This is a genomic window from Paenibacillus cookii, assembly GCF_018333375.1.
GTDB lineage: Bacteria > Bacillota > Bacilli > Paenibacillales > Paenibacillaceae > Paenibacillus_AQ > Paenibacillus_AQ cookii.
Window position 1 is genome coordinate 1 of record NZ_BORW01000049.1, and the last position, 24,622, is coordinate 24,622.

The 24,622-nt window shown below is 51.3% G+C and carries 20 protein-coding genes; 9 read left to right on the forward strand and 11 right to left on the reverse strand.

The genetic code is table 11. From position 1 onward, the window contains the following. Positions 1 to 217: 217 nt before the first annotated feature. Both KI367_RS24835 and KI367_RS24840 read right to left on the reverse strand, forming a co-directional pair. Complete coding sequence (locus KI367_RS24835; RefSeq protein ID WP_212952704.1) at positions 218 to 1,837, reverse strand: GMC family oxidoreductase; 1,620 nt, start codon at positions 1,835 to 1,837, stop codon at positions 218 to 220. Between the two features lie 333 nt (positions 1,838 to 2,170). Continuing rightward, positions 2,171 to 2,296, reverse strand: a complete 126-nt coding sequence (locus tag KI367_RS24840) for a sporulation protein YjcZ (protein ID WP_081992858.1) — start codon at positions 2,294 to 2,296, stop codon at positions 2,171 to 2,173. 262 nt (positions 2,297 to 2,558) lie between these two features. On the opposite strand from KI367_RS24840, the gene KI367_RS24845 reads away from it, so the two are divergent. After that, on the forward strand, positions 2,559 to 3,503 hold the full coding sequence (locus KI367_RS24845; RefSeq protein WP_212952705.1) for a cation diffusion facilitator family transporter: 945 nt from the start codon (positions 2,559 to 2,561) through the stop codon (positions 3,501 to 3,503). Between the two features lie 177 nt (positions 3,504 to 3,680). Here KI367_RS24845 and KI367_RS24850 read toward each other — a convergent pair whose 3' ends face one another. The 6 genes from KI367_RS24850 to KI367_RS24875 form a co-directional block, all read right to left on the reverse strand. Beyond that, positions 3,681 to 4,856: a serine hydrolase domain-containing protein gene (locus KI367_RS24850; protein WP_212952707.1), complete on the reverse strand. Its 1,176-nt coding sequence runs from the start codon at positions 4,854 to 4,856 to the stop codon at positions 3,681 to 3,683. Positions 4,857 to 5,198: 342 nt separating this feature from the next. Continuing rightward, entirely contained in the window at positions 5,199 to 5,402 is a 204-nt protein-coding gene (locus tag KI367_RS24855; protein ID WP_212952709.1) for a hypothetical protein, read from the reverse strand. 61 nt (positions 5,403 to 5,463) lie between these two features. After that, positions 5,464 to 5,784 carry a hypothetical protein gene (locus tag KI367_RS24860; RefSeq protein WP_212952711.1) on the reverse strand — a complete coding sequence of 107 codons (321 nt, stop codon included), beginning with the start codon at positions 5,782 to 5,784 and terminating at the stop codon, positions 5,464 to 5,466. Between the two features lie 3 nt (positions 5,785 to 5,787). Further along, positions 5,788 to 6,810, reverse strand: a complete 1,023-nt coding sequence (locus KI367_RS24865; RefSeq protein ID WP_212952713.1) for a polysaccharide pyruvyl transferase family protein — start codon at positions 6,808 to 6,810, stop codon at positions 5,788 to 5,790. A gap of 60 nt (positions 6,811 to 6,870) precedes the next feature. After that, the gene (locus KI367_RS27360; RefSeq protein ID WP_246537290.1) at positions 6,871 to 7,536 is read right to left on the reverse strand and encodes a glycosyltransferase family 2 protein; all 666 of its coding nucleotides are present in this window, start codon (positions 7,534 to 7,536) and stop codon (positions 6,871 to 6,873) included. A 536-nt stretch (positions 7,537 to 8,072) separates the two neighbouring features. Beyond that, positions 8,073 to 9,101, reverse strand: a complete 1,029-nt coding sequence (locus tag KI367_RS24875) for a glycosyltransferase (protein ID WP_036715543.1) — start codon at positions 9,099 to 9,101, stop codon at positions 8,073 to 8,075. 195 nt (positions 9,102 to 9,296) lie between these two features. On the opposite strand from KI367_RS24875, the gene wecB reads away from it, so the two are divergent. Both wecB and KI367_RS24885 read left to right on the forward strand, forming a co-directional pair. After that, entirely contained in the window at positions 9,297 to 10,439 is a 1,143-nt protein-coding gene (wecB, locus tag KI367_RS24880) for a non-hydrolyzing UDP-N-acetylglucosamine 2-epimerase (protein ID WP_212952717.1), read from the forward strand. Between the two features lie 316 nt (positions 10,440 to 10,755). Then, positions 10,756 to 11,670, forward strand: a complete 915-nt coding sequence (locus KI367_RS24885; RefSeq protein ID WP_212952719.1) for a GNAT family N-acetyltransferase — start codon at positions 10,756 to 10,758, stop codon at positions 11,668 to 11,670. Between the two features lie 190 nt (positions 11,671 to 11,860). Here KI367_RS24885 and KI367_RS24890 read toward each other — a convergent pair whose 3' ends face one another. Then, positions 11,861 to 13,087, reverse strand: a complete 1,227-nt coding sequence (locus KI367_RS24890; RefSeq protein ID WP_212952720.1) for a nitrate/nitrite transporter — start codon at positions 13,085 to 13,087, stop codon at positions 11,861 to 11,863. 450 nt (positions 13,088 to 13,537) lie between these two features. Here KI367_RS24890 and nirB point away from each other — a divergent pair, with 450 nt between their 5' ends. Both nirB and nasC read left to right on the forward strand, forming a co-directional pair. After that, positions 13,538 to 15,700 (forward strand): nitrite reductase large subunit NirB, encoded by a 2,163-nt coding sequence (gene nirB / locus KI367_RS24895; protein WP_212952721.1) that lies wholly within the window; start codon positions 13,538 to 13,540, stop codon positions 15,698 to 15,700. Between the two features lie 53 nt (positions 15,701 to 15,753). Beyond that, a complete protein-coding gene (gene nasC, locus KI367_RS24900) occupies positions 15,754 to 17,874 on the forward strand; it encodes an assimilatory nitrate reductase catalytic subunit NasC (RefSeq protein ID WP_212952722.1) in 2,121 nt (706 codons plus the stop codon). Here the strand turns inward: nasC and KI367_RS24905 are convergent. Beyond that, positions 17,871 to 18,617, reverse strand: coding sequence for an EcsC family protein (locus tag KI367_RS24905; RefSeq protein ID WP_212952725.1), 747 nt, complete (start codon positions 18,615 to 18,617; stop codon positions 17,871 to 17,873). The genes nasC and KI367_RS24905 overlap by 4 nt on opposite strands. Before the next feature lie 386 nt (positions 18,618 to 19,003). Between KI367_RS24905 and KI367_RS24910 the strand changes: the two genes are divergently transcribed. Both KI367_RS24910 and KI367_RS24915 read left to right on the forward strand, forming a co-directional pair. Then, complete coding sequence (locus tag KI367_RS24910; RefSeq protein WP_212952728.1) at positions 19,004 to 20,395, forward strand: amino acid permease; 1,392 nt, start codon at positions 19,004 to 19,006, stop codon at positions 20,393 to 20,395. Positions 20,396 to 20,555: 160 nt separating this feature from the next. Further along, positions 20,556 to 21,902: an FAD-binding oxidoreductase gene (locus KI367_RS24915; protein WP_036715140.1), complete on the forward strand. Its 1,347-nt coding sequence runs from the start codon at positions 20,556 to 20,558 to the stop codon at positions 21,900 to 21,902. Positions 21,903 to 22,162: 260 nt separating this feature from the next. Here KI367_RS24915 and KI367_RS24920 read toward each other — a convergent pair whose 3' ends face one another. Beyond that, positions 22,163 to 23,125 carry a helix-turn-helix transcriptional regulator gene (locus KI367_RS24920; protein WP_212952731.1) on the reverse strand — a complete coding sequence of 321 codons (963 nt, stop codon included), beginning with the start codon at positions 23,123 to 23,125 and terminating at the stop codon, positions 22,163 to 22,165. 110 nt (positions 23,126 to 23,235) lie between these two features. Here KI367_RS24920 and KI367_RS24925 point away from each other — a divergent pair, with 110 nt between their 5' ends. Beyond that, positions 23,236 to 23,715 carry a GyrI-like domain-containing protein gene (locus KI367_RS24925; RefSeq protein ID WP_036715136.1) on the forward strand — a complete coding sequence of 160 codons (480 nt, stop codon included), beginning with the start codon at positions 23,236 to 23,238 and terminating at the stop codon, positions 23,713 to 23,715. Between the two features lie 148 nt (positions 23,716 to 23,863). Continuing rightward, positions 23,864 to 24,328, forward strand: coding sequence for a DUF8821 family protein (locus KI367_RS24930; RefSeq protein WP_036715134.1), 465 nt, complete (start codon positions 23,864 to 23,866; stop codon positions 24,326 to 24,328). Positions 24,329 to 24,622 lie beyond the last annotated feature (294 nt).

Here is a 24,622-nt window from a genome sequence, read left to right on the forward strand (position 1 = left end):
GGGGGAAAGACTACCCTCTTTTCAGAATCGTCGCGTAATCCACTGGGTATTTCCCTGTTTATTACAGTTGTTGCCTACTAATCCTGCTACAAACTGGCCACCATTATGGGCTTTCGAAATTCAGGTTCATATGAAAAACCTGACTTATCTTAAGTCAGGTTCAAAGTTTCGATATGAACACCTTCAGCACGCGCGAATCATCCCGGAACGCCAGAATTCATTCTTCGCCCCATTCCGTTCGCGTCCGCCGTTTTTTTGGAGGGTTTCTTTTTTTGCCTAGTTGCCTAGCTATCGTATAGCCGATAAGATAGGCGGCGGCGGAAGTGTTTCTGTCGACCGTAAAAGGGACGATGGATGCATCCGCAACGATCAAATCTTTGACCCCATGCACATTTCCTTTACGATCAACGACGCCTCCCTTGGATAAAGGAGCCATTCGCAGAAAGCCTTGCTGATGGTGATTATGGTCGAAATTTTCTTTAATAAATGCTTCAAGGCTTTCATCATCATCGATCATATCCAACGTAGGCGAGAGAAGCTGATAAGAAGGATCAATCCGTGATAGCTCAAGAGCAATATTTTTGATATAAGTCCGATAGATTTGTTTTACGGCCTCCAGATCGTCCGGATCCGAAAGAAATCCTTCGTCTGCCAATACGATGTTTAGCGGATCCTTGCTTTGTATCCGGATATTCCCCTTGCTTCTAGGACGCAAGTACAGAATGGCTATGGTCAATTGCCCGTCTGCACCGATGCCAACAAGCTGAACGCCCCGTTGGCCGGGAGCGTTTCCGGATGGATCCGGCAAAAAAGCTCCCCCCGTATAAAGCGCATCCGGATCAACGGCAGGAAGGGGATGATCATTGGGATTGGTACTGAAAACAGCGAAGTTTAAAGTGTGATTTTTTAATCGTTGCCCTACGTTCGGATTATTGAAGACGACGGGGATCACCGCTTTTTTCAACATTTTGGCCGATCCGATTCCGGAAAGCATCAGCAGCTGAGGGCTGTTGATGCCTGCCGATATAATCACCTTTTTCCGAGCATACGCACAGATGCATTGTCCATCCTTCAAAAATTCAACTCCAATGGCACGTTTGCCGGAAAAAAGAACGCGAAGAGCCGTGGTGCGGAAGAGTACGGTTAACTTACGGTTATGGACCCCTTTGCCTAAAGCCGTCATGATATCCGAAGACAGAAAGGCTGTGGATGAACTTTCCCTTCGGCCATCCGGTTGTTGGTATAATTGCCAGCGGGTGAATGGTCCGAGGGGAGTATCGGGATCATTATAGTCAAGTATGATGGGGTAACCGGTAGCCCGCTCGATAGCATTTGTCAATTTACGGGCCATGGAGGTGGGATTTTCAGGCGCTTGCCTGATGTCTATTCTCCCTTTATAACCGTGTGCGGCTTTGTTTGTCGTTGAGCCATTGAATTTTTCCAGCCGCTTGAATCGCCGCAGGGCTTTATCGGGGGACCATATGGGTCCGAGCAACCGTTCCCATTTTCGAAGCACGGCTGCCGTCGGACGGACATATTGCTCTCCGTTTATAGAGGAACCGCCTCCCAGGAGTCGGCCCGTGGTCCATTCGAATGTCCGGTCGTCAAGTCCGGTCTGAGGAACGCCCTCTCCTTGCCAAAAGTAATTTGGAGAAAACTGTTCTTCAAGCTCCGGTGCAAAGGTTGAATCCCGGATCGGTTGATCTTTGTCATGATTTCCGCCCGATTCCAGTACGAGTACGGAGGTCCGTTTGTCGTCGGTAAGCGACTTGGCGATAACGGCTCCTGCCGGACCGGTTCCTACAACGATATAATCATAGGTCAAGTTTTTTTTCATTCCCGAGCTCCTTTAATAAATGAACTGATTCAGAATATTATTTTATTCTGGTTAAGGTGCCTATTTCAGGGGCGCGGCTGCGATAAAAAATCAGTTCATCCAACCGGGAAGGGGAAATGCCCAAACACGAAGCGTTGGAGGCACGGTGAACGGGGTTACTGCAGCAGGGCGGAAATTTAGGAGCAGAGTATGGTGGAGGGAGCGAAATCCGCATGATTCTGCTACCTGGTTCTGCTATCCGGTCCTGCTTCTCGATGGTTGCAAAACCTGCGGCGGTTAAAAATAGACAAATAGACCCTGCAGTAATCTGCAGGGCCTCTCTATTGTTGTTGTTTACCATAGAAAAGATCTTGTGATGATCACCAGCAATATGAATAAAACCAAAATGACTCCGATATTTCCTCCCCATATTCCTCCAGGACCGTAGCCCGCGCCAACGCCTCCAACGACTTCACTCATCACGTACGACCTCCTTGAAATAAAATACACTGTATCATATGGATTCATTTGGATTGAGTAAGGGCAAAAAGGCAATAAAAAATCATGCCGCAAAATAGCCGTCCCGTTCGACTTTTTCTCTTGTCCAACATTTTATGCCGCATCATATTTTTTAGAGAAGGACAAAAACTGTTTCTCTAGACCCACACAAAGTTTGTGAGCTACTATTAGATTCTGGTCGTTATTTCGCCTTCACGTTCAAAGCGTCAAATGATGATTAAATATGCTTTATGGGAGCAATGAATTCGTGGTTAATGAAAATAGGCAATCATCGATTGCGATTTGGCTCAGTTTTATCAGTAACGTTGCATTAACTGCAGTCAAACTTTCAGTCGGAATATTATTCGGCAGTCCGGTGCTCGTCGCAGACGGGGTGCACAATGCAGGCGATGTCGTGGCTACCGGGGCCGCCCTCAGCTCGATGCGCGTCTCCAAGCTGCCCCCCGATGAAGATCATCCCTATGGCCATGGGAAGGCCGAGGTGGTCGGGGCGGGAATCGTAGCGATTATATTGGCGCTCGCAGCCATCTACATGTCATACCATTCCGTTGCAATCCTTTTTGAACCGCCGCATAAGGCTACGATGATTGCCCTCGTTGCAGGTGTGTTCTCTTTGGTCCTCAAACAAATTTTATATGTATATACCATGTCGATAGGCAAGAGGTTGAAAAGCAACGGTTTGATTGCGACTGCTTATGATCATCTGGCGGATGTATATGCATCCATTGCTGCGGTCGCAGGGATCGGATTGGCCATGATCGGCGATCATTATGATATCGGAATTCTGTCCTACGGGGATCCTATTGCAGGAATCATTGTAGCTGTTCTTGTGTTCAAATTGGCTTTTCATATGGGAAAATCATCGATCGACGTATTAATGGAGAAAAACATCGATCCGGAAAAAATAAACGAACTAATTGAACTGATTCAACAAATTCCGGAAGTGAAACGCCTTGACAGAATTAGGGGCAGGGACCACGGACATTACATCATCGTTGACGTCAGGGTCGGCGTTCCGGCAGAACTAAGCGTTCAAGAAGGACATGACATCTCCCGTAAAATCAAACAAAGCATCATGGGACAGCATGCTGACGTTGAGGAAGTTTTGGTTCATTTGAATCCATGGTACGAAGACGATCATCATGGGTTTAAGGGATCGGATAATTAACCCTCTTCGCTGCAGTCTTCCGGATCGCAAAAAAGCCAGCCGCCGGATCCAACCTGGCGACTGGCAACCATTTTTTTGACTCCACTTTCCACAAGCTCTCCGGCATTTGCGCCAAAGTCGAATTTCATCGATGCGCTGTGCAGTTGAAGGCTAGAAAGCGGTTGGGGAAGATAACTCTTACAACGTGCTGAACACGATATTGCGCAGCTTGCGGGTAATCGGCATCGTGCCGGCGTCTTTTTTCTGCACCATAAACAGGAACGTCAAACCGTCGTGAGGGCTGTTGCAGAAGTATGCCCCAAGCCAGCCGTCCCATCCGTATTCGCCTTGGCTGCCGATGAATCCGGCTTTGCCCGGATCGGTCAGGATGCGCATTTGTTTGCCATAGCTATGGCCGCGCAACGAATGCCACGTATCGAAGCCTTTTTGTTGCCAATCGGTTAAAGAAGCCGATGTCAAATATTGAACCGTTCGAGGTTTCAACAGGCGAACGCCGTTTAAGCTGCCTTGATTCATCAGCATCGTCGTAAATTTGGCGGCATCGTCGATCGTGGACGCAAGTCCCGCTCCCCCGGACTCGAATGCCGGATCACGGTCCATGGTATGCCGGATGCCGAGATTGTTTCCCTCGTACAACTTCAAGCCGCCCTCGCCGTCATCCTGGTAGGTTTTCACGAGGCGTCCTCTTTTTTCTGCGGGCAGCCAAAAACCGGTATCTTTCATCCCCAGCGGCTCGAAAATTTCTTTTTTCAAAAATTGTCCGTACCGCACGCCGCTTACCGCTTCCACGACCGCTCCAAGAACGTCGGCCGACGTTCCGTACTGCCAGGACGATCCCGGCTCGAACGAAAGCGGGCCTTGCCCCAGGCGGTTTGCGAATTCCATGGTGCTCATCGGATTATCGCCGCTCAAACGGCTGCCCAGCTCCTGAAATAAGGCCTCCGTGTGCCGACCGGCTCTGTCGTTTCCGCCATAGGCCAAACCGGAAGTCATGTTCAACAAATCGTGGATGTTGACTTCCCGGGAGGCTGGCGCCAATTCGCCGTTTTTTTCGACCCGTTGGTTTTTGAACCCGGGAATGTAGCGGCTGACCGGATCAAACAAATCGATCTCCCCGCGTTCTAACAGCATCATGACCGAGGCAGCGGTAATCGGCTTCGTCATTGAATATAAACGAAAAATCGAATCCCTGGTCAGCGGGCGTCCCGATTCGAGGTCGGCCAAGCCGTCTTCATGATAAAAAACTTCCTTGCCGTCTTTGATCACCATGAAGTTCGCGCCGGCGATCTCCTGGTTGTCGATGCTTGCCCTCAGCGTTTTTTTCAATTGATTGACAATGATGGCTTCCAGCATGTTTTATAGGGCTCCTTTTCGAAAAAGTTTGCTTGAATCCAAAGGGAAGCGATCCACGCACTAAACAGAATATTAAGCGCTTTCGGGCCGGTTGTATAGGGTTTGTTGCGATCATTTGAACGAAAAAAGACCGCTCGGTTGTGAACTGCAGCCCTAATGTTAGACATCATCTAACCTATTAGGGGCGAAGTTCACATTGAAGCGGTCAGCGAAACGAATGCCCGGACCAATCTCGCCGGGAGGGGCTGATAATGTGAACGTGGCAGTCCATGCCGTCATCGATCCGACGACAAACAAGTAGACGCCAGGCAACACGCTGTTTTCGGGTCATCGTCAAAACCATCAGGACGAAACGATTCGAACGAATTCGATGGCCCGAAGCGGAATGATGGCCGTATCGGTCGGAGGGCCATATATGATCGGAGGCACCTTTAACGTAACGGTGCTTTCTTCCACCGAGGTTAACGTCCCGACGATGATATCGCCGGACACCGCTACTTCGGTTTCGGATCCGATAAAGCCCTGAAGCCAATCTACAAAATGCATGAGGGTTCGCCTCCTTTGCAAATGACGAATAGGAAATCAAAAAAACGTCAATCGAATGGGGTTACTGTACGGACGTAATATTGGTGAAAGGAATAAGAACGAGATCGCCCGAGGCTTCCCGAAGCTGGACCCCATCCACGGCCGTAGCCAATACGACGCCTTCCAGGGTAACGAAAGTAGTACCGACGCGTACCTTCCGGCCGGTTCGGGCTTCGAAATATTCGATAAGCTCCGGAATGGCGACCAACCCGGTTCGGATCTGATTCTCCAGCGATTCGACCCGTTTGGTTAAATGTTCGGTTTGCCGGCTGAGATGTTCAACCTTGCGCGTTAACGCTTTGACTTTGGCAGCGAGTCGTCTGCCGAACAGGATGCAGCACATAATTCATTCTCCTTTCTGTCTTCGTTTGTATTGTTCGATATGCTTCTTTAGCTCCAGCAGGGAAGCAAGGCTTCGTCGTTCAGTCTCCCGGATCAAAGGCAGCGCGCGATGCACCTGGCCGGGAGCATTTTTCAAAAAGCTCTCAGCATGATCCACCAGTTCGTCCAGAGGCCGGCGGTAATCGACGACATGCGGGCCGAGCCCGAAGGATTGCATAAGGCTGTGCACTTTGCCCATCGTACTGAAGGCAAGCACCGGCTTACCTGCCCGAAGCGCTACAAGGGACGGATGCAGCTTGAATGAAAGCAAATAATCGGCGGATTGAATGAAGCTGTACGTCAGCTCGATATCCATCAGGAAAGGAAGCGTTTCGATGGATGCATGCGGCGTAAGTTCCTTCACCTTCTGCTGCAGCTGCAGGCATGTTCCAAAGTCGGAGTATGCGTTGCCCGGATGATGAATGACCGGTATGAGCGTCAGATGGAACCCCTTTTGGTTCAAATGCGAAAGCAGCTTTGCCATATTGTCCATCGGGAAGGAAGAATACGAGAACACCACCACGCCGATCGTCGGACGCCTGGAAAAACGCTTTACGGGAATGAACGGTTGACGATAAGCGAATGCGATGTCCGGAGCCACCTCTACATTCCGGTGAAAACCTGCCCGTTTCGCGATCGCTTGGGATCTCACATCCCGGAATACAGCACGCTGGGCCGTCGAGATCATATCCCGGTAAGCGGAAACCTGCTCCTCCGGCCAGGTGTGCTCGGGATAGGCATCGACAATGCCGACCCCGTAGACCCAGATGGGCTTTCCTTTCAGCTGTTCAGGGAAATAATATTTGTTGAAGGAGTAGGGGGTGATCAGATCGCCTCCTCCGATAATGAAGGCATCGGTCTGGTTCGGATCCAGCCGGGAGTTCCAAGGATAGACATGATGTTCGTCAAAAACCTGGCGGAGCGTATGAAGGAACAGATCGTCCCCGAAGTTTCCCATTCCGTAATATCCGGAAGCGGCAATTTTCATGTGCGTTTCACCTCCTTTAAAATCTTGCCGAATCAAACAGCAACACCAGGCGGACCGGTTCTAACGGGATTTGCGCCAGGCCGGAAATAAATCCCGGTTGCGCTGGCTGATGCTGCTGCCGCAAATTACGCGGTGATACAAGACGGCCGGAAACTGAACGAGAAGGTGATGCTCAAGCAGCCGGGCGGTAAGGTCGATATCTTCGAAGATCCGGCCGAAGCGGTCTTCCCGGTCCCACCAACCTCCGATCGCTTTCAACAATGAGGTGCGATACATCCGGGGAACGAGGGGGTGGGCCGAATGCGCGGATAAACCGAACGGGTTTTGTTGGCAAACGCTGCTTATGGTGCTTTTCCAGACCGGTCCCATTTGTCTCGTCCGGATCCACCATGCATAAAGGGCCGTCGCCATTCCGGCTTCCGGTGCCTGATCTAGAGCTTCGGACAGCAGCCGGACCGTATCCGGAGCCAGCCAGTCGTCGCCGTCCAACTCCAGGATAAAGCGGCCTTTTGCTTCCTCGAGCAGCCGGTTCATCATGATCGCCTTGCCGCGATTTCGCGATTGAACGATAACCTTGATTCGGGGGTCGGAAAAAAAGCAGGCTTCTTCCAGGCTGTCGTCATCCGAAGCATCATCGCCGATGACCAGTTCCCAATCCCCGCAGGACTGTGCCAGCACCGAGCGGATGCTCCAGCCGATGGTGCCGCCCATATTGTGAACGCTCATAAGGATCGAAACCGCTGGCTCCGAACGGGGATGGGCCCATGCCGTCTGTTTCGATGCCCAAAAATCCGGATGCTGCCTGGTGGCAGTCAGAATAGGGAGGATATATTCGCGATCATGCTGACGAGAAACCGGGAATCTGCCGAAAAATTTACGGTTTCCGGAGATTCCGAGGCTTGGATCTGACGCTTCAGGCATATCCAGCCGAAACATTAGGGTTTCGTCGCCGGGCATCAGATCATCCTGAAGAAAACGAGCCGCAGGAAGGCGGCCGTTCCATTCCGACAGGCGGTTACAAAGCCATTCCCTCCGCCATAGGCAGGGGATCCCGTCCACGCATATGCATACAGCATGATCCGGGCATGCGAAAGGCCAATCGAAGGATCGGAGCCATTGCCTATAAGGGGGAGGACTCGCACCGCTTAACCACACCCACTCGCCATTGGAGCGGCTTGCATCCTCGAGAAGCCGGTCGCGATAGGCGATGGTTTCGTCCCGGGTGAAGCCGATGGGCTGGGAAGGAAGAATATCAAACTGCTTCATTTTCCGCTGAGCCCCTTGAGACGAATCGTTTCCGCAATGACCCGATCGGCCGCCTTTCCGCGTTCGAGCCAGCGGTTGCCGCGAGCATAGGCAATTCGGGCTTCCTTGCTCTCCTCCGTATCCGGGTGCGTGAGGATATCCCCAAGTTTCGAAATGAAATCGTCGTGGGTGGTCGCGGTTTTTACATGCGGTTCCATCGCGATGCACTCCGGCAGGGCGGTCGACAATACGCGGACGCCTGCAGCCATATATTCGTAAGCTTTGACCGGGTTGGTTGCGAGCGTAATGGGATGATATTGAAACGGAATTAAGGCTACGTCGATATGACGAAGATAGCGTTTGAGTTCATCGTGGGGTTTTTCGCCGAGAATATGCACATTGGGAAGCTGCGAGTAATCGCCAGAGCTGCCGTAAGGAGCGCCGATGGAAACGAAATGGACATGCGGAAATGCGGCGGCCGCCTTGGCGAAAAGCTCGTGATCCACCCAATAGGCCCAAGCCCCGATATAAGCGGCAACGGGACCTTCCGGCAGGTCGGCGGGGCGTTTGGATGCCGGGGCATCAAAAAATGAAGGGTCAGCTCCATTCGGAATCAACGTCAGCGGCTTGTCGGGATACGCTAGAGAAAGACGGGTGTGAATAACATCCGCCGTGCACACGACATGGTCCGCCCGTTCGATCATCTTCGGCTCGTATTTTGCCCAATGCGGAAATTCATCGCAGCAGTCATAGATCGTAACGTCCGGCTTGAACAACGTGTCGATGCGCGTCCTAAGCTTGGACCAGGTCGTCCAGACGACAACCGGTTCCTCCTTGCGAAGTACGGGGAGTTTTTTGGATAAGAAGGCCTTCGTATCCGTAAATAGATAGACATTTTTTTCAATCTCTTTAAACTCTGAATCCAGCGGTGCCAGGTTTTCGAAGAAAACCTGATGTCCTAACGCCCCTAGCTGGGTCATCAGCTGCTGCGGCCTCTGCTTCATATAGGACCAATTCATCGTTCTTGGATAAATGATTACTGCCAATAGGTTTTCCTCCTTTCTTTGATGCTAGGGTTACTATATGCATTGATAGCTTTGAAGATTGGGCTATTGAACGAATCGAGCTTAAAATGGTTCATTATTATGCAAAGAACGGGACCCGTTCGGAACGTTTCTATCAATCTTTCATATCATGTTCCCGATGACGATTTCGATAGGAGCGAGGAGCGTGAAACGTGTATGGATAAAAAGGTGCTTGTCGTTTTTGGCACGCGACCGGAAGCCATCAAAATGGCTCCCTTGGTCAAAGAACTCGAACAAACTCCGGGGTTCACCCCGGTCGTGTGCGTTACCGCACAGCATCGGGAGATGCTCGATCAAGTGCTGGAGTGTTTTGATATCCGTGCGGACATGGATTTGAATATGATGAAGGAAGGGCAAAGCCTGTACAGCTTGAGCGCGGATCTGCTTCGGGGGATGGAGGAGGTATTCCGGAAGGATCCATATGATCTGGTCCTGGTTCACGGGGACACGACGACCGCGTTTATTGGCGCCTTGGCCGCTTATTACGCCAAAGTGCCCATCGGCCATGTGGAGGCGGGGCTTCGAACCTATGACAAATACGCGCCTTTTCCCGAGGAAATGAACCGGGAGTGGATCGGCCGGGTTGCGGACATGCATTTTGCCCCGACAAAGCTGGCTGCAGCGCATCTGCTGAAAGAGAATAGAACACGGCATATTTATGTAACGGGAAACACGGGAATCGATGCCATGAAATGGACGCTGAATGCGCCGTTTACGCATCCGCTCCAGCATAAACTCCGGAAGGAGACGCGCTGGATACTGATGACCATGCATCGCAGGGAAAATTGGGGCGAGCCGATGAACAATGTATTCCAAGCGGTCAAACGGATCGTCCAGGAAAATCCGGATATCGAATTGATCTATCCCGTACACCCAAATCCCGCCATTCAAAAGGCCGTATCGGACGCGTTGGCGGGGCAGGACCGGATACATTTGACCGCGCCGCTGGACGTTGTGGACCTGCATCATATCATGAAACGATCGTACATGGTATTGACCGATTCCGGCGGCATCCAGGAAGAAGCGCCTTCTCTCGGCAAACCGGTGCTTGTCCTGCGGGAGAAGACGGAAAGGCCGGAAGGCGTGACGGCGGGAACCTTGAAATGCGTCGGGACGCGGACGCCAAACGTCATGGAGGGAATGAGGAAGCTGCTGCACGACCGGAAGGCTTATGCTGCCATGGCCCAGGCGGCCAATCCGTTTGGTGACGGCCATGCTTCTGCGCGGATCGTGCGTGCAATCGGCGACTATTTTGACATTGGGCACGGATCTTCTTCGAATGCGTCATGGGGTTCTTAGTTGCGGCTCTATCGGAAAATCGGCGATTGTTCGATTCTGGCCAAAGCGATAGGGAGGAGGGTTCTTTTAACCCTCTCTCTGACATGTTTTCGGGGATGACTGACACGCAGCTGCCCGCGCGGAACGTTGGAAGCTTGGTATCGTTGCTTCCGTTCCGGCGAGTGTCATTTTTTATGCCTTGATGAAGACGCTCCAAGTGAACTGAAGTCAGAGAAAAACGATTAAATCCATTTGTTACCAAACGAAGTATCGAAATCATGCTAAAATACTACTGCGAATCCTTTAGCGGGAATAATCAAATGGGTGGTGTTTTGGCTTGCGCGATATAGAAGTCCGGGCCTTTAGAAAAGAGGACATGCAGAAATTAGGCGAGTTGTATCATGCCGTTACATCTAACAATAAGAACGCCGTTTTTTGGTGGGTTGGAGAAGAACATCATAGGCCTAACGTATTCGTTGCGATCGAAAATGAAATGATGCTGGCGAAGGGACAAGTTGAAGTCATTTCCACGATCCCGACAGGCGGCCCCCAAAGGCATGCGCATTATATTTATTTCAATTTAAAGACCATTCCGCAAAGAGAAAACGACTACCCGCTCTATGATTTGCTATATGAGTGCATGTTACGCCGGGCATACGATTTAAAAGACACGCTGCCCCGTTCGAATCGAACGATGATCGGCGTCGGGAACCATTCGACCGAAGCGCGCAACAATAACTATTTCATATCGAAAGGTTTTGTATATTCGAAAAGTTTGTATACCATGCGAAGAGACTTAAGCGAAAAAATAGGCGTGGCCCCGCTTGCTGAATCTTTTCGATGCGTGAAAGAATCAATGGATACCGAGGAAAAGATCCAGGAATACATAGAAACAGATATGGAGATTTGGCCGGATGCCCCGATTGGTTACGAGCAGTTCATGAATAAGCGGAACCATGCTTCGTGGACCATGTTTATTGTAAGGGAACATACCGCCTTCGCAGGGAGCATCATGGCTTGGGTAGATGAGGAGGGGGAGGGGATCGTTGAAGATCTGTTTGTGAGACTTCCTTGGCGGAACCAAGGGATTGCAAAGCATTTGCTTTCGCAGGCGCTAACCTATCTGAAGAATCAGGGATGTGCGACTGCAGACCTCCAAGTCGAAACGGCCAATGCTTCCGCGTTGTCCTTATACCACTCTTCCGGTTTCAAAGAAATATCGGAAGAAGTGCGTTATCATCGAGAGCTTTAAGTCGTTAAAAAAATAACAAGGGAGCGCTCACGAAGGGCTTACTTGTTATTTGCAACATGAAAGAGCGGCAGGCCAGGACTAAAAAAGTCTCAGCCTGCCGCTCGTGCAATTTCGTCAGCGGGTCCTAATCCTTGCATGATTTGATGGAGTCATCGCTTAATTTCCGGCGGTACATCGCGATACATCGCGATCAAGCTTTGGCCGATCCGGTTTCCGGGCCGGACGATACTCCGCGGAGCCAGCTTCGGCGCCATTTCAGCTGCATCACGATCGTCAGCGTCAGCGAAGCGGACGCAATGAAACTTAAAATGATGAAGCCTGGGGCGTACGAGCCTGTTGCTTGGTATAATCGACCCAATATTAGCGGCAACACATAACCTCCAAGTCCACCTGCAGCACCGACGATCCCGGTAACCAGGCCGATTTCGCCGGCAAACCGTTGGGGAACAAGCTGAAACACGGAACCGTTCCCCGCACCCAAGCACATCATGCCGATAAACAACAGCGCAACAACGATCCCAAGAGGAGGCAGGAAGGAGACGCCGATCAGCATCATCGCGGCTCCGGCATAGAGAAACATCAGCATCCGGGAGCCGCCGATGCGATCGGACAGAAAACCGCCTACGGGACGGAAGAAGCTGCCTGCAACGATGCAGATCGTGGTAATATCCGCAGCCTGAACCGCCGAAAGACCGTACTGGGTGTTGAAAAAGATCGTCAAATAGTTGGCGAGCCCGACAAAGCCGCCAAACGTCACGCAATATAGGGCGCAGAATACCCAAGCATCACGTTGTTTGAGGACATGGGCATATTCGGACAGTCGTTTGGGAGCAGGTCGATCCGGACTGTTGCGGGCAAACAAAGAGAAATAGATGAAAACCAATGCAATAGGTATGATGGCGAGGCCGAACACGATTTCCCAGCTTCCAAAATGCTGGGCAAGACGATTGGCGAACAGGGTCGCGAGGACGGTGCCGCTGTTTCCGGCCCCGGCGATTCCCATCGCCAAGCCCTGATGTTCCTTGGGATACCACTGCCCGGCAAGGGGAAGGGCTGCAGCGAACGATGCTCCGGCAACCCCGAGAAGAACGGCAACGACGTACAGTTGATCGAGCGAATCGACCCACAACCAGCCTAATAAAAGAGGGATCAGGGTGACGATCATTCCCATTTGGGCCGATAGTTTGGGACCGAGGCGATCAGCGAGGAACCCTAATACCAGTCTGAGGATCGATCCCCCCAGCACGGGCAGCGCCACCAGATTTGCCTTTTGCAACGGGTCCATCGGATAATCCGCGGCAATCACCACCGCAAGGGGTCCAAGCAAGCCCCAAATCATAAAACTGATGTCGAAATACAAAAAAGCACCGAACAGGGAGGGCTTATGCCCGCTTTGCCAAAATCCTTTTCTCTCCATGGTTATCGCTCCTTATCCAGATGTGTTTTTCTTTTTTCTCTGTTCATGCTGTCGATCTGTTGCTCCAGGCATAAAAAGGCCGCAAGTCGCCCTTTGCAAGAAAAGAACGATTCGCGGCCTCATTGCCCCAAACCCAAGACACCTCATTGTGCCTTTGTCTGAAATTAACAGTTGAATTTGATGATCACATTATAGATAAGGGGTCAATTGAATGTCAATATACATAACACGTTTGTTCGAAAAATTTAATTTAACACATTGAGACCATATTTTGCGTTATATATATTGACACAAACCTTTGCATCAACTAATCTATAATTAACATACCGATTGAAACTCGGCACAAAGTCGTGCCGGTCTGGTGGCAATGACGCCCTTTTCCTGATTACAGGGGAGGGCGTTTTCTGTTTTCTTACATGAGAATGACATGGCGTTGGAGGGAGGAAGCTCATGAAGCGAAAGAAATTGCTTGTCGTTGGGAACGGCATGGCGGGGATAAAGTGTGTTGAGGAAATCCTGAAGCTTGGGCCGGAGCTCTTTGACATTACGGTATTCGGCGCCGAAGCCTATCCAAACTATAATCGGATCCTCTTATCCAAGGTTCTTCAAGGCGAACATGCCTTACAGGACTTGATCCTGAACGACTGGTCCTGGTATGAGCGGCACGGCATCCGGCTGCTGGCTGGCCAGCCCGTTCATCATATCGATCCGCAAGCCCGCTGCGTCGAGACGGTCAACGGCGTTCGGGAAACGTATGATGCGCTAATTCTGGCAACAGGCTCATCCCCGTTCATACCTCCCATTCCCGGAACGGATAAAGAAGGAGTTATCTCATTCCGGACGATCGACGATTGCGCGAAGATGTCCGAAATGTCCAAAAGGTACGCGAAAGCGGCGGTCATTGGCGGAGGGCTGTTAGGTTTGGAAGCTGCCCGAGGGCTTCTTCATCTCGGGATGGAAACCCAAGTGGTTCATAACGCCCCTTATATCATGAACCGGCAGCTGGATCAGACGGCTGCGCATATGCTTCAGAAAGAACTCGAAAGCCAAGGGATGCAATTCCATCTATCGAAGAACACCACGCGAATCGTAGGCCGTACAAGGGTGCAGGGGCTTCGGTTTATGGACGGGACGCGGCTGGATGCCGACGTGGTCGTCCTCGCCGTGGGAATCAGGCCCAATGCGGAACTGGCCCGAAGAAGCGGCATTCGTACGCAGCGGGCGATTCTGGTGGATGATTTTATGAGAACAAGCGATCCGCACATCTATGCAGTGGGAGAATGCGCGGAGCATCGGGGCGTGAGCTATGGCCTGGTTGCTCCCCTGTACGAGCAAGCGAAGGTGCTGGCCCGTGTCATCTGCGGACGGGAGTCTGAACCTTATCGCGGGTCTATTCCATACTCCCAGCTTAAAGTATCGGGAGTCGACGTTTTTTCCGCCGGCATCATCTCAGGGGCCGGCGTTGAGACCGCTATTCAGCACTATGATGCCGTGTGCGGCACATACAAAAAAGTAACCATGCACAAAGGCAAGGTTACCGGTGCGATCCTGTTCGGAGATACGACGGAGGGGGCCGCATTGCTGGGGTTCGTGAAGCGCGGCGCGGCGGTTTCAAAGCTTCTTCCGCGTGAAGATGCGTCCAGCCCGGCGGCAACAGCGGCGGAGGCACTGCCGGACCATGAAACGGTGTGCGCCTGCAATGGCGTCAGCAAAGCGGCGATCATCCGGGCCATTGCCGACCACGGTTTGCAAAGCGCCGAAGAAGTTAAGGAGCATACCAAAGCATCCGGTTCTTGCGGCGCCTGCCGGTCTATGGTGGCCGGGATCGTCAAAACGATGCAAAGCGGTAAAAGGAGAGAGAAGTTGCAGACGGCAGCCGTTACGCCGGCCGAAGTTCCTGTATGCGATTGTACGGAGCTTGGTCATGCTTCATTGAAGCAAGCCATGGTTCACGCCGTGAATAAAGGATATCGTTCCATCCCGGAAATAATGGCGCATCTGGGCTGGAAGAAGGCGGGCGGGTGTGCAGCATGCTTCCCGGTCATCCGCTTTTACCTGGAAATAGCGGGTGTTGCGGACGATGAAGAACGGGCATCGGCAAGCAAGTCTTCGCTTAACGGCGTTTTTGCAGGGCAGCCGCTTGATCGGGGAGTCCGGCTATACGTTGAAGACGGGGAAACTTCAGGACCGGCGGCTGCAAGCATTCGGCGTATTGGAGAATGGCTCCGCATCGGTTGGCAAGACGTGACGCTTCCTTATCCGGTAAGCGCAGGCGTGTCCCATGGTGCAGGGTCGTCCATTAGCATATTGGTTCAAGGGATCGGCATCTCAGCTTGCCCTGCGGGTTGGGAGGTGTATCTCGGCGGGCATGCGGAGCATCCTGTCCGTGAAGGACAGCTGATCGGAGTTGCAGAACGCGAGGAAGACGCCGTTCGGCTCGTATTCGCTTGCCTGCAGTGGTATCGTCAGAACGGATTTTATGACGAACCGCTATGGATGTGGGTGGAGCGTACGGGCGTCATGGCGATCCGGGAGAATGTGCTTGACGTTGAACTCCAACAAGAGCTGGCAGAGAAGCTGGAGCGACGTTCAGTGAAAACTCGGGCCGGTTAAATCGTGAAAAATAGAAGGAAGAGCGGAAAATTCAAGGAAGAGGGTGGCATATTATGCTTCATTGGGGTTCGGATGCGGGGGGAGCCCCGGCCAAGGCAGAGACTCAATGTCCTTTTTGCAGCGTACAGTGCAAGATGACGGTTACTCCCGGTGAGAAAGGCGTTCCGGGTCAGCACCGGACTGCGTACAAGGTTGAAGGTGTGCCGAACGCAGCTTCAGAAGGCAGGGTATGCGTCAAAGGCATGAATGCGCATCAGCATGCGGTCCATTCGCAGCGGCTGCTGCATCCGTTGGTCCGTTCGAACGGCGAACTTGTTCCTTGCTCCTGGGAAGAGGCAATTGAAATGATCAGCCGACGATTTCAGACCATATCGGAGCAGTACGGTCCGGATGCGAATGCCGTATACGGCGGAGGATCGCTGACCAATGAAACGGCCTATTTGCTCGGCAAATTTGCCAGGGTGGCGCTGGGCACGAGGCATATCGATTATAACGGTCGATTCTGCATGTCGGCTGCGGCCTCTGCAGCGAGCAAAACCTTTGGAATCGACAGAGGACTGACGTTCAGGCTGGCCGATATTCCCTTGGCCCGCTGCATCGTCCTTGCCGGCACCAATATCGCGGAGTGCCAGCCGACGCTGCTGCCATACTTTCATCAGGCGAAAGAGAACGGGGCGAAGATCGTAGTCATCGATCCGCGGAAAACGGCTACGGCCGCCATGGCTGATATCCACTTGCCGATCAGACCGGGGACGGATGCGTTGCTGGCTTCATCCATGCTTAAGATCATCATGGATGAAGGCTTTGTGGATGAAGCGTTCGTGCGGGGCAGAACGAACGGTTATGATGAGCTCATTGCCTATATGAGCGGGTTCGATCTGAATCGGGCCGCCGATCTGTGCGGATTGGAGGCGGAGCTGATCCGGGAGGCGGCCCGATGCTATGGCATGGCGGACACGGGAATGATATTGACAGCCCGCGGGGTGGAACAGCAGACGGATGGCCATCTGGCGGTGCGCCATTTTCTGAACCTGGTTTTGGCCACGGGGAAAATCGGTCGGGAAGGCTGCGGATACGGAGCCGTCACCGGCCAAGGGAATGGACAGGGCGGAAGAGAGCATGGGCAGAAGGCCGATCAACTGCCGGGCTACAGATCGATCGAGAAGGAGGAGGACCGTAAGTACGTTGCTTCCGTATGGGGTGTCGAAGCTTCAAGCTTGCCGGGAAAAGGCGTCTCCGCCTATGAGATGATGGAGCTGATACATCAGGGCAAGATCAAATCCCTCTTCGTGATGGGATCCAATCCCGTGGTTTCGAATCCGAACGCCGGGCATGCGGCGGCAGGCTTGAAAAATCTTGAGTTTCTGGTGGTTGCCGATATGTTCATGTCCGAAACGGCCCGATTGGCCGACCTCGTGCTGCCGGTAACCTCCTATTTGGAGAACGAAGGGACGCTGACGAATCTGGAGGGACGGGTCCTGCTGCGGACGGCTGGCCGACAGGCGCCGGGGGAAACGCGCCATGACTGGACGATCCTGTGCTCCATAGCAGATCGACTGGGCAAAGGGCCGTTTTTTCGCTTCAACGAACCAGAAGAGATTTTTAATGAGCTGAGACTGGCAAGCAAAGGAGGGATTGCGGATTATTACGGCATCACGTATGGCCGGTTGCGCCGGGAGGAAGGGGTGTATTGGCCCTGCCCTTCTCCTGAAGAAGACGGGGTCGGATTGCTGTTCCGACAATCGTTCGCCCATCCGGACGGGAAGGCTGTTTTCACCGCAACAGAGGGTGAGCGGTGGGCCGGCGCGTCCGGGGATTACCCGCTGATTCTAACCAATGGACGCGTATTGTCCCATTACCTGACCGGCGTGCAGACCCGCAGAAGTCCGACATTGCTTGCGCGCGAGCTTGAAAATTTCGCGGAGATTCATCCGTTGACCGCTCAGCGTTACCGGATCCGGGACGGCGAGTGGGTAGAGATCCTGTCGGAACATGGATCCTTTACCGTGCGCTGCAGAATGAAGGACCATATCCGGCAAGACACGTTGTTCGTTCCCATGCACTGGGGCGGGGTCCAGAACGTCAATCATGCTACGCGGCCGGAACTGGACCCGTTCTGCAAAATGCCCGGCTTCAAGACGACCGCTGTCCGGATCCGGCCTTTAAAGAATTAATCGACCACCGCGAAATGATCGTGCAATCTGCGCAGGCGGTAAGCATTCATGGCGAATTCGCGCAGATCCTCAAAAATGGCGTAATTCGCCCATGCTCCTGCCACTGCGCCGATCCCCGGCACCATTTGCAGCATTTTCCGAAAGTCGATGGCGTCGCGATATTCGATTTGAAACGTCTCCCAGTCCATGCTTCGGGAATATTCGGCGTCGGAGTGCCACTGCTCCTTCTCGAGATGCCAACGTTTGATGGAATCCAGCAGCCGGGCGCGATTTTCCGGTCCCGAAAACGTCATCTGAAACACCTTGAGAATGAATACCCGCTCGGAGAAGTCTTTCGTGTCATAACCGTAAACATGCGCCAGCTCGAACAAAAATTTCATCTTGATCGCAATGAAAGCCGGAAAGTCGACCAAGCCGAGCACGATGCCGCCAGCCCCCGTTCCGGCCCCTTCGGCAACCGCAATTTTTTGGTACAACGCAAACAACGCGTTCGCTTCTTGATCGGCAGCCTCCAGTTCCGGATGACGCTGCACCGCGCGGCTGGGCGTATATTCCGCGCCGAACAGCGCCGTACGCACGATCGATCGGATCGTTGTCGTGATAATGTTGTGCACCTTCGGGGGAATCCAATGATTGATGCGATTGCCGATCGTTTTCGATGTTTTTTCCAGCCATCCGGGCGGTTTGAACATTTTTTGTTCCCATTCTGCAAGTTCCCTCTGTATTTTATCTTCGTAGTTCATGCTCGATCGCTCCTCCAAAAGACTCTTGGCTTTATTGTAACGAAGTTCTCCGTGCTGCGGAACAGACCCCGGGAGGTGTCGGACCTCGACCAAAGTCCAGCATCCCCCGGAGATCGATAGGATGCAAGCCTTCGATCGAGGCTTTTCGAGGTTGACCGGATCTCAATTTCTACGGCCAGCATCAACTTCATGATGGCGACAACAAAATTGTTACATGAAATCAGATAAGCACGTTCCGATCGGCATGCAGTTTACCAAATGAAAATGATTGTTTTCATGGGAACAAGATAATACAATTAGATTAGCGCTTACAAAATAAAACAGACTTCAAGATTTTGCAACTTTTCCAATTGAACAGCCAAGAGTGCAGCAGAGGGGGAACTGCGATGAAAAACAATGAATTGAAGAGGGGACTCGAAGCTCGTCACATTCAGATGATCGCTTTGGGCGGCACCATCGGTGTCGGGTTATTTATGGGCTCTGCAAGCACGATCCAATGGACAGGTCCATCGGTCATGCTTGCGTATGCCGTGGTAGGGATTTTTATCTTTTTTATCATGCGCGCAATGGGGGAAATGCAGTACGTTGAACCCAGCACGGGGTCGTTCGCGACTTTTGGCCATAAGTACATTCATCCATTGGCAGGCTATGCAACGGCATGGAGCAACTGGTTCCAGTGGGTCATTGTCGGGATGGCGGAGATCATTGCCGTCGGGACGTACATGAAGTATTGGTTTCCGGATTTGCCCGCATGGATTCCGGGGATCATCGCGATGGCGATTCTCGGCGCAGCCAACCTCATTTCCGTAAAATCGTTCGGCGAATTCGAGTTTTGGTTTGCGATGATTAAAATCGTGACCATCATATTGATGATCGTTGCAGGATTCGGCTTGATTTTCTTCGGAATCGGCAACGGCGGTCATGCGATCGGATTTTCGAACTTATGGCAGCACGGGGGCTTTTTTACCGGTGGATGGTCGGGATTTTTCTTTGCGCTCTCGCTGGTGACCGGGGCCTACCAGGGTGTCGAGCTGATCGGGATTACGGCAGGCGAAGCGAAAAACCCGCAAAAAACGTTAATGAGCGCGACGCAAAGCATTATTTGGCGGATTCTGATCTTCTATATCGGCGCCATTTTTGTCATCGTAACGGTCTATCCTTGGAATCAATTGCAAGCCATCGGCAGCCCGTTCGTTGCCACTTTTGCGAAAATCGGCATTACCGCAGCGGCCGGGATCATCAACTTTGTCGTCATCACCTCTGCCATGTCAGGTTGCAACAGCGGGATATTTAGCGCGGGACGCATGTTATATACACTAGGCGTCAATGGACAAGCGCCGAAAATATTCACGAAATTGTCCCATAACGGCGTGCCCCTGTTGGGAACGATCGGCGTACTCGTGGGTTTGGGAGTCGGCGTGGTGTTGAGTTATGTTGCGCCGGAAAATCTGTTCGTGCACGTATACAGCGCCAGCGTGCTTCCCGGTATGGTGCCGTGGTTCGTCATTCTCATCAGTCAAATCAAATTCAGAAAGGCCAAGGGGGATGGCATGAAGCAGCATCCGTTCAAAATGCCTCTCTCTCCAGTGACAAACTATGCAACCATTGCCTTTTTGATTATGGTGCTGGTCGGGATGTGGATGAACGACGATACGCGCATCTCCCTGATCATCGGCATCGTGTTTTTGGCCATTGTCGTGATCAGTTATTTCGCCTTTGGGGTCGGCAAGGCTGCTCCAAGAAGCGATCAACCGAATCAGGAAAATAACAACGGATAAGTTGCAGACATCTTTTGGATTAAAATTATACACGTCCCATTCTCGACAAAAGAGGATTGGGATGTTTTTTTGTGCTCGAATTATGCAGCAGCCCATACGGGACATCAATCTCCCTCATACGTTGTAGGAACCTGCCTACCGAAAGGAGATCGAACATTCCGTGAAATCCGAAACGAAGCTTACAGGACGAGTGATTTTTAGGGGAGATCCGGGTTGCGAGAGGGCTCGCAAAAATTGGGATCCGCATACGGACAGATTTCCTAGAGTGTTTGTATTCGCTCAAAAAACACAGGATGTAGCAAATGCCATCAGATGGGCCCGTAAAAATAATGTCCCTATTCGGCCGAGAAGCGGAAGGCACGCCCTGGAGACCAATTTGTCCCAGGTCAATGGAGGCATAGTCATCGACGTAAGCGATATGAAGAAAATAAAGCTGGATAAAAAGCGCAAAACCGTTGTAGTCGAGACTGGCAATCGGGTAGGAAGAATTGTTGATACATTAGCAAGGCAAGGATTTATTGCTCCGTTTGGCGATAGTCCAACGGTTGGAATCGGCGGGATTACGCCCGGCGGAGGAATTGGTCCGCTGCAAAGGACGACAGGCCTCATCAGCGATAATCTCATCGAACTCGAAATGGTTGACGCGAAAGGCAGAGTCATCCGGGCGAACAACAAACGGAACTCTGATCTTCTATGGGCTTCCCGCGGAGGCGGGGGCGGCAACTTTGGCGTATACACCAAATATAAATTCAAAGTACTGCCTGCCCCGTCCCATGCGACGGTATTCCGCATTACCTGGCCGTGGGAGCAATTCGAAAAAGTCGTGAAAAAATGGCAAGTCTGGGCTCCTAACGCCAGCACCAAGTTAGGCAGCGAATTAAGCGTAGGTCCCAAAAAAGGCGGGAATGTCAGTATGCTGGGACTGTATCTTGGCTCAAAAAGCGAAGCACAACGCCAATTAAATCCGATTCTTAGCGTGGGAACGCCTACGCAGAAAATCATCCGTTTCCTACCGTACAGAGCAGCCACAAAATTTTTGCTGGCCCCTGATCCGATACTACCCCAAAAGTTCAGCAACCAGTTCTCCAGCGGCTTCGGCAGACGGCCTTTCCCGGATAAAGCCTTTAAAGTCATGCGTGAATTTCTGGAAAAAGCGGAGGGAGGGACGCCAGCCGGATTTTTCTTCCTGAACTGGGGCGGAGCCGTAAGCCGTGTCGCTCCTACAGCCACCGCATTTTTCTGGAGAAAAGCTAAATTTTACGTTGAATGGAACAGCTCCTGGGTTAAGCCGTCTCATGCGGCCAGAAACATTGCGCTAGCCCGGAACACCAGGAAGAAGCTGCAGCCTTATATCATAGGGTCCTATATTAACGTCCCGGACCAAGGCATCAAAAATTCGGGACCTGTTTATTACGGAAAGAACTACGCCAGATTGAGAAAAGTAAAAGCGAAATATGATCCGAAAAATGTGTTTAATAATCCGCAAAGCATTCCCCCGGCAAAATGAAATCAGCGCAGCAAACATATCCGGATGGATGTGAACAGAAGAACCTCAACCTGATTCCGCTGGTTGGGGTTCTTCGATTGATTATTTGGTCCGGAGCCGGCTCCCTTACATTGCAGGAAGGCGATTCGGAACTCTGGTCTGTTTTATTTTAAGCGTTTTCTTGGGCATACTATATGATTGTATTTGCTAGCAAGGCATCGAGTATCTCGAAGTGCCTCTTAACTCTGGGAAATAGGGTTTGGGTCTAAACGGCACCGGCTTTATGGGCTATATGAGCGGATCCTTTCCTGCAAACCTTTCAGCACTTCCTCCGGCATCTCTCTGACTTTGATATCTTCACCCAGGAAAAGCAGCCAGTCTATGGCTTCGGTTAATTCTTCCGAATGCTCGACATGGATAAAAGTCTTTAAGATGGCGGTGGTTTGGAAAGGATTCGTATAAGATATGGAGAACTTTAAAGGATGGTATTTTTTGAACTGTAAAATCGCCTTTGGGCCGAGCTCCAGGACAAGGTTGCTGACTTCTTCCTGTTTGTTTAGCAGTTCTAAAATCTTTTTCCTGCTCACTCTTTTTTTCTCAGGATAGGGTTTGACATCGGTAAGATTGTCGACGGGCAAAATCCTTCTCTTTTCTTCTTCCAAGTCAAAAGCTTCAATATGCCACATGCTTTTTTCGCGATACAGATGAAGGAGGTAGATCGGGTAAGACTTAATTTCCTTGTTTTCTTTGATGGAAACCCATAAATACCGGTCCAAAAGAAGGATTTGAATCAGGTTTTCCAACATCGGATGGGGCAGGTCGGTCAGATCGAGCAGATCGGGATTATTGGGATTCGTTCCTTCGAAAAGCAAAATTTGATTTAAAAGAACAAGGTCGTCTTGCTGATTCTCCGAGATGAGGCCCAGCAATTTTTCGGCCAAAGACTGGCGGCTTTTTAAATAAGGGAGCTGTTGATTTCTAGTGGCCATAAAGGCGATAAAAAGAGCTTTGATTTCATTATCGGTAAAGCGGACGGTGGGCAGAACGGAGTTGTTCATGACAAAATAACCGCCATCCCTCCCGACTTCGGCGACAAGCGGCATCCCCATGCTTTCGATTTCCCGGATATCGCGGATCGCCGTCGAACGAGAGATGTTAAATTCCCGCATGAGTTCAGAAATGGTGAAGTGGGCTCGGTTGTTGATATACCGCATCATGGTATTAATCCGCTCAACTTTTTTCATCGGACGCTCCTAAACAGTATCATTTTTTGACATGATTCAAGGTTATTATAAACCCATCAAGTGAAAACGCAAATCATTTGATCAATTTAAAGAAGAGGAAGGTTTTGAACATGGCCAATTATACTCTTGAGGAAAAAGACAGCTTCACCGTTTTGGGAATCGGAACCGAGCTTCAAAGCGATTACACGGACCATGCCGGCATCAACAAGGAAAAAGCAGCATTTTGGGATGCGGTGAAACAGGATGGGAGACTTGACGCTTTAAAGGCCGTTGCCGCAAACGACTACATTTTTGCCGTAAACGAAGCGGTCAATAACAAAATGATGTATTATGCCGGCGTGATGACGGACGCATCGTTACCGGAAGCGACAAGAGTGATCCAGTTTCCTAAAGGGGAATACCTCGTCGTACAAGGGGAAGCAAAAACGTCCGATGAATTGAGTCTTATGCTGACCGGCATCGCTTTTGGGCAAGTGTTGCCGGAGGTCGGGAATGTTGCTTATGTCGGCGGCCCGAACGCAGCGGTGGAGATGGGGCAGCGGAACGGCCTGGTGTTTGGGGAAATGTGGATTCCGGTCGTTAGGAAATAACGGGGGCGTTATGCTCCCGATGCAAGTTTTGCTCGAAGCTGATTCGCAGCAGTAACGCTCACAAAACTAAGTTGATGCTTTCGATGCAAGTTTTGCTCGAAGCTGATTCGCAGCAGTAACGCTCACAAAACTCTTAGGAGAGATGAACATGTCCTATATCGTCGACTTTAAAAACGTATCCACGGTGGGTTTGGAGTCTTCGCCCGTAGCAGAAGCGCTCGCCGGTTTGCGAGCAAACGAAGCCCGTTACTTTATGAACAAATACAAGCATGAATTTACGGTGGTGCCGGCAAGCGAAAGCCAGGAGACTCTTGATTACGTGAACCGGATTCTAAAAGAAGAACGCGATCTTGCGTTTGCGGCCAAGCCTTTAGAAACGTCGCAATTCCAGGTGGAAAATATCAAATGGACCTATGTTTTTTATGAGGACGGTCTAGAGGTGAACGTCTTGTACACGATTGACGACCCCAAGAAGCGCGCCGTTGGTTTTAAGCTTTCGGAGGGGATGGAGGTACCGCAGGAGTTGGAAGGGAAGTTCAAATTCGCTAGACAAAAGTCTAAATTGGCTGGTACCATTCGGGGTTCGTTTTTCGTCATCAAAGGAGAATACTAAAGGAAACGAAGGTGCATGCAAGTTTAAAAGATGAAGAGAGCAGCGATACATCCGCAGCTCTTTTTGTTTTTCTATATCTTTTCTATTTTCTAAGGTGTATATCATTTATGACGAGGAGGTGAAATGTGTTAGTCCGCTATCTTAAAGGTGCCGGCGCATCGTTGTTTTGAAGTGCCCCCTGTCAAGTGGACAGTGTAAAAAAACAAAAATAGTTTATCTAGATCCCTCAGTTTGTTTAACGGAACTGAGGGATCTTCCTTATGCAACTCGCCTGTATTCGTTGGGTGACAGACC

Bases quoted from the DNA above. Each gene is read 5' to 3' on its own strand.
- wecB (WP_212952717.1), top strand. From the start codon at position 9,297: ATGGATAAAAAGGTGCTTGTCGTTTTTGGCACGCGACCGGAAGCCATC.
- KI367_RS24835 (WP_212952704.1), bottom strand. From the start codon at position 1,837: ATGAAAAAAAACTTGACCTATGATTATATCGTTGTAGGAACCGGTCCG.
- KI367_RS24930 (WP_036715134.1), top strand. From the start codon at position 23,864: ATGTCCTATATCGTCGACTTTAAAAACGTATCCACGGTGGGTTTGGAG.
- KI367_RS24920 (WP_212952731.1), bottom strand. From the start codon at position 23,125: ATGAAAAAAGTTGAGCGGATTAATACCATGATGCGGTATATCAACAAC.
- KI367_RS24890 (WP_212952720.1), bottom strand. From the start codon at position 13,087: ATGGAGAGAAAAGGATTTTGGCAAAGCGGGCATAAGCCCTCCCTGTTC.
- KI367_RS24855 (WP_212952709.1), bottom strand. From the start codon at position 5,402: ATGCATTTTGTAGATTGGCTTCAGGGCTTTATCGGATCCGAAACCGAA.
- KI367_RS24860 (WP_212952711.1), bottom strand. From the start codon at position 5,784: ATGTGCTGCATCCTGTTCGGCAGACGACTCGCTGCCAAAGTCAAAGCG.
- KI367_RS24910 (WP_212952728.1), top strand. From the start codon at position 19,004: ATGAAAAACAATGAATTGAAGAGGGGACTCGAAGCTCGTCACATTCAG.
- KI367_RS24905 (WP_212952725.1), bottom strand. From the start codon at position 18,617: ATGAACTACGAAGATAAAATACAGAGGGAACTTGCAGAATGGGAACAA.
- KI367_RS24865 (WP_212952713.1), bottom strand. From the start codon at position 6,810: ATGAAAATTGCCGCTTCCGGATATTACGGAATGGGAAACTTCGGGGAC.
- nasC (WP_212952722.1), top strand. From the start codon at position 15,754: ATGCTTCATTGGGGTTCGGATGCGGGGGGAGCCCCGGCCAAGGCAGAG.
- KI367_RS24840 (WP_081992858.1), bottom strand. From the start codon at position 2,296: ATGAGTGAAGTCGTTGGAGGCGTTGGCGCGGGCTACGGTCCTGGAGGA.
- KI367_RS24845 (WP_212952705.1), top strand. From the start codon at position 2,559: ATGCTTTATGGGAGCAATGAATTCGTGGTTAATGAAAATAGGCAATCA.
- nirB (WP_212952721.1), top strand. From the start codon at position 13,538: ATGAAGCGAAAGAAATTGCTTGTCGTTGGGAACGGCATGGCGGGGATA.
- KI367_RS24925 (WP_036715136.1), top strand. From the start codon at position 23,236: ATGGCCAATTATACTCTTGAGGAAAAAGACAGCTTCACCGTTTTGGGA.
- KI367_RS27360 (WP_246537290.1), bottom strand. From the start codon at position 7,536: ATGAGCGTTCACAATATGGGCGGCACCATCGGCTGGAGCATCCGCTCG.
- KI367_RS24850 (WP_212952707.1), bottom strand. From the start codon at position 4,856: ATGCTGGAAGCCATCATTGTCAATCAATTGAAAAAAACGCTGAGGGCA.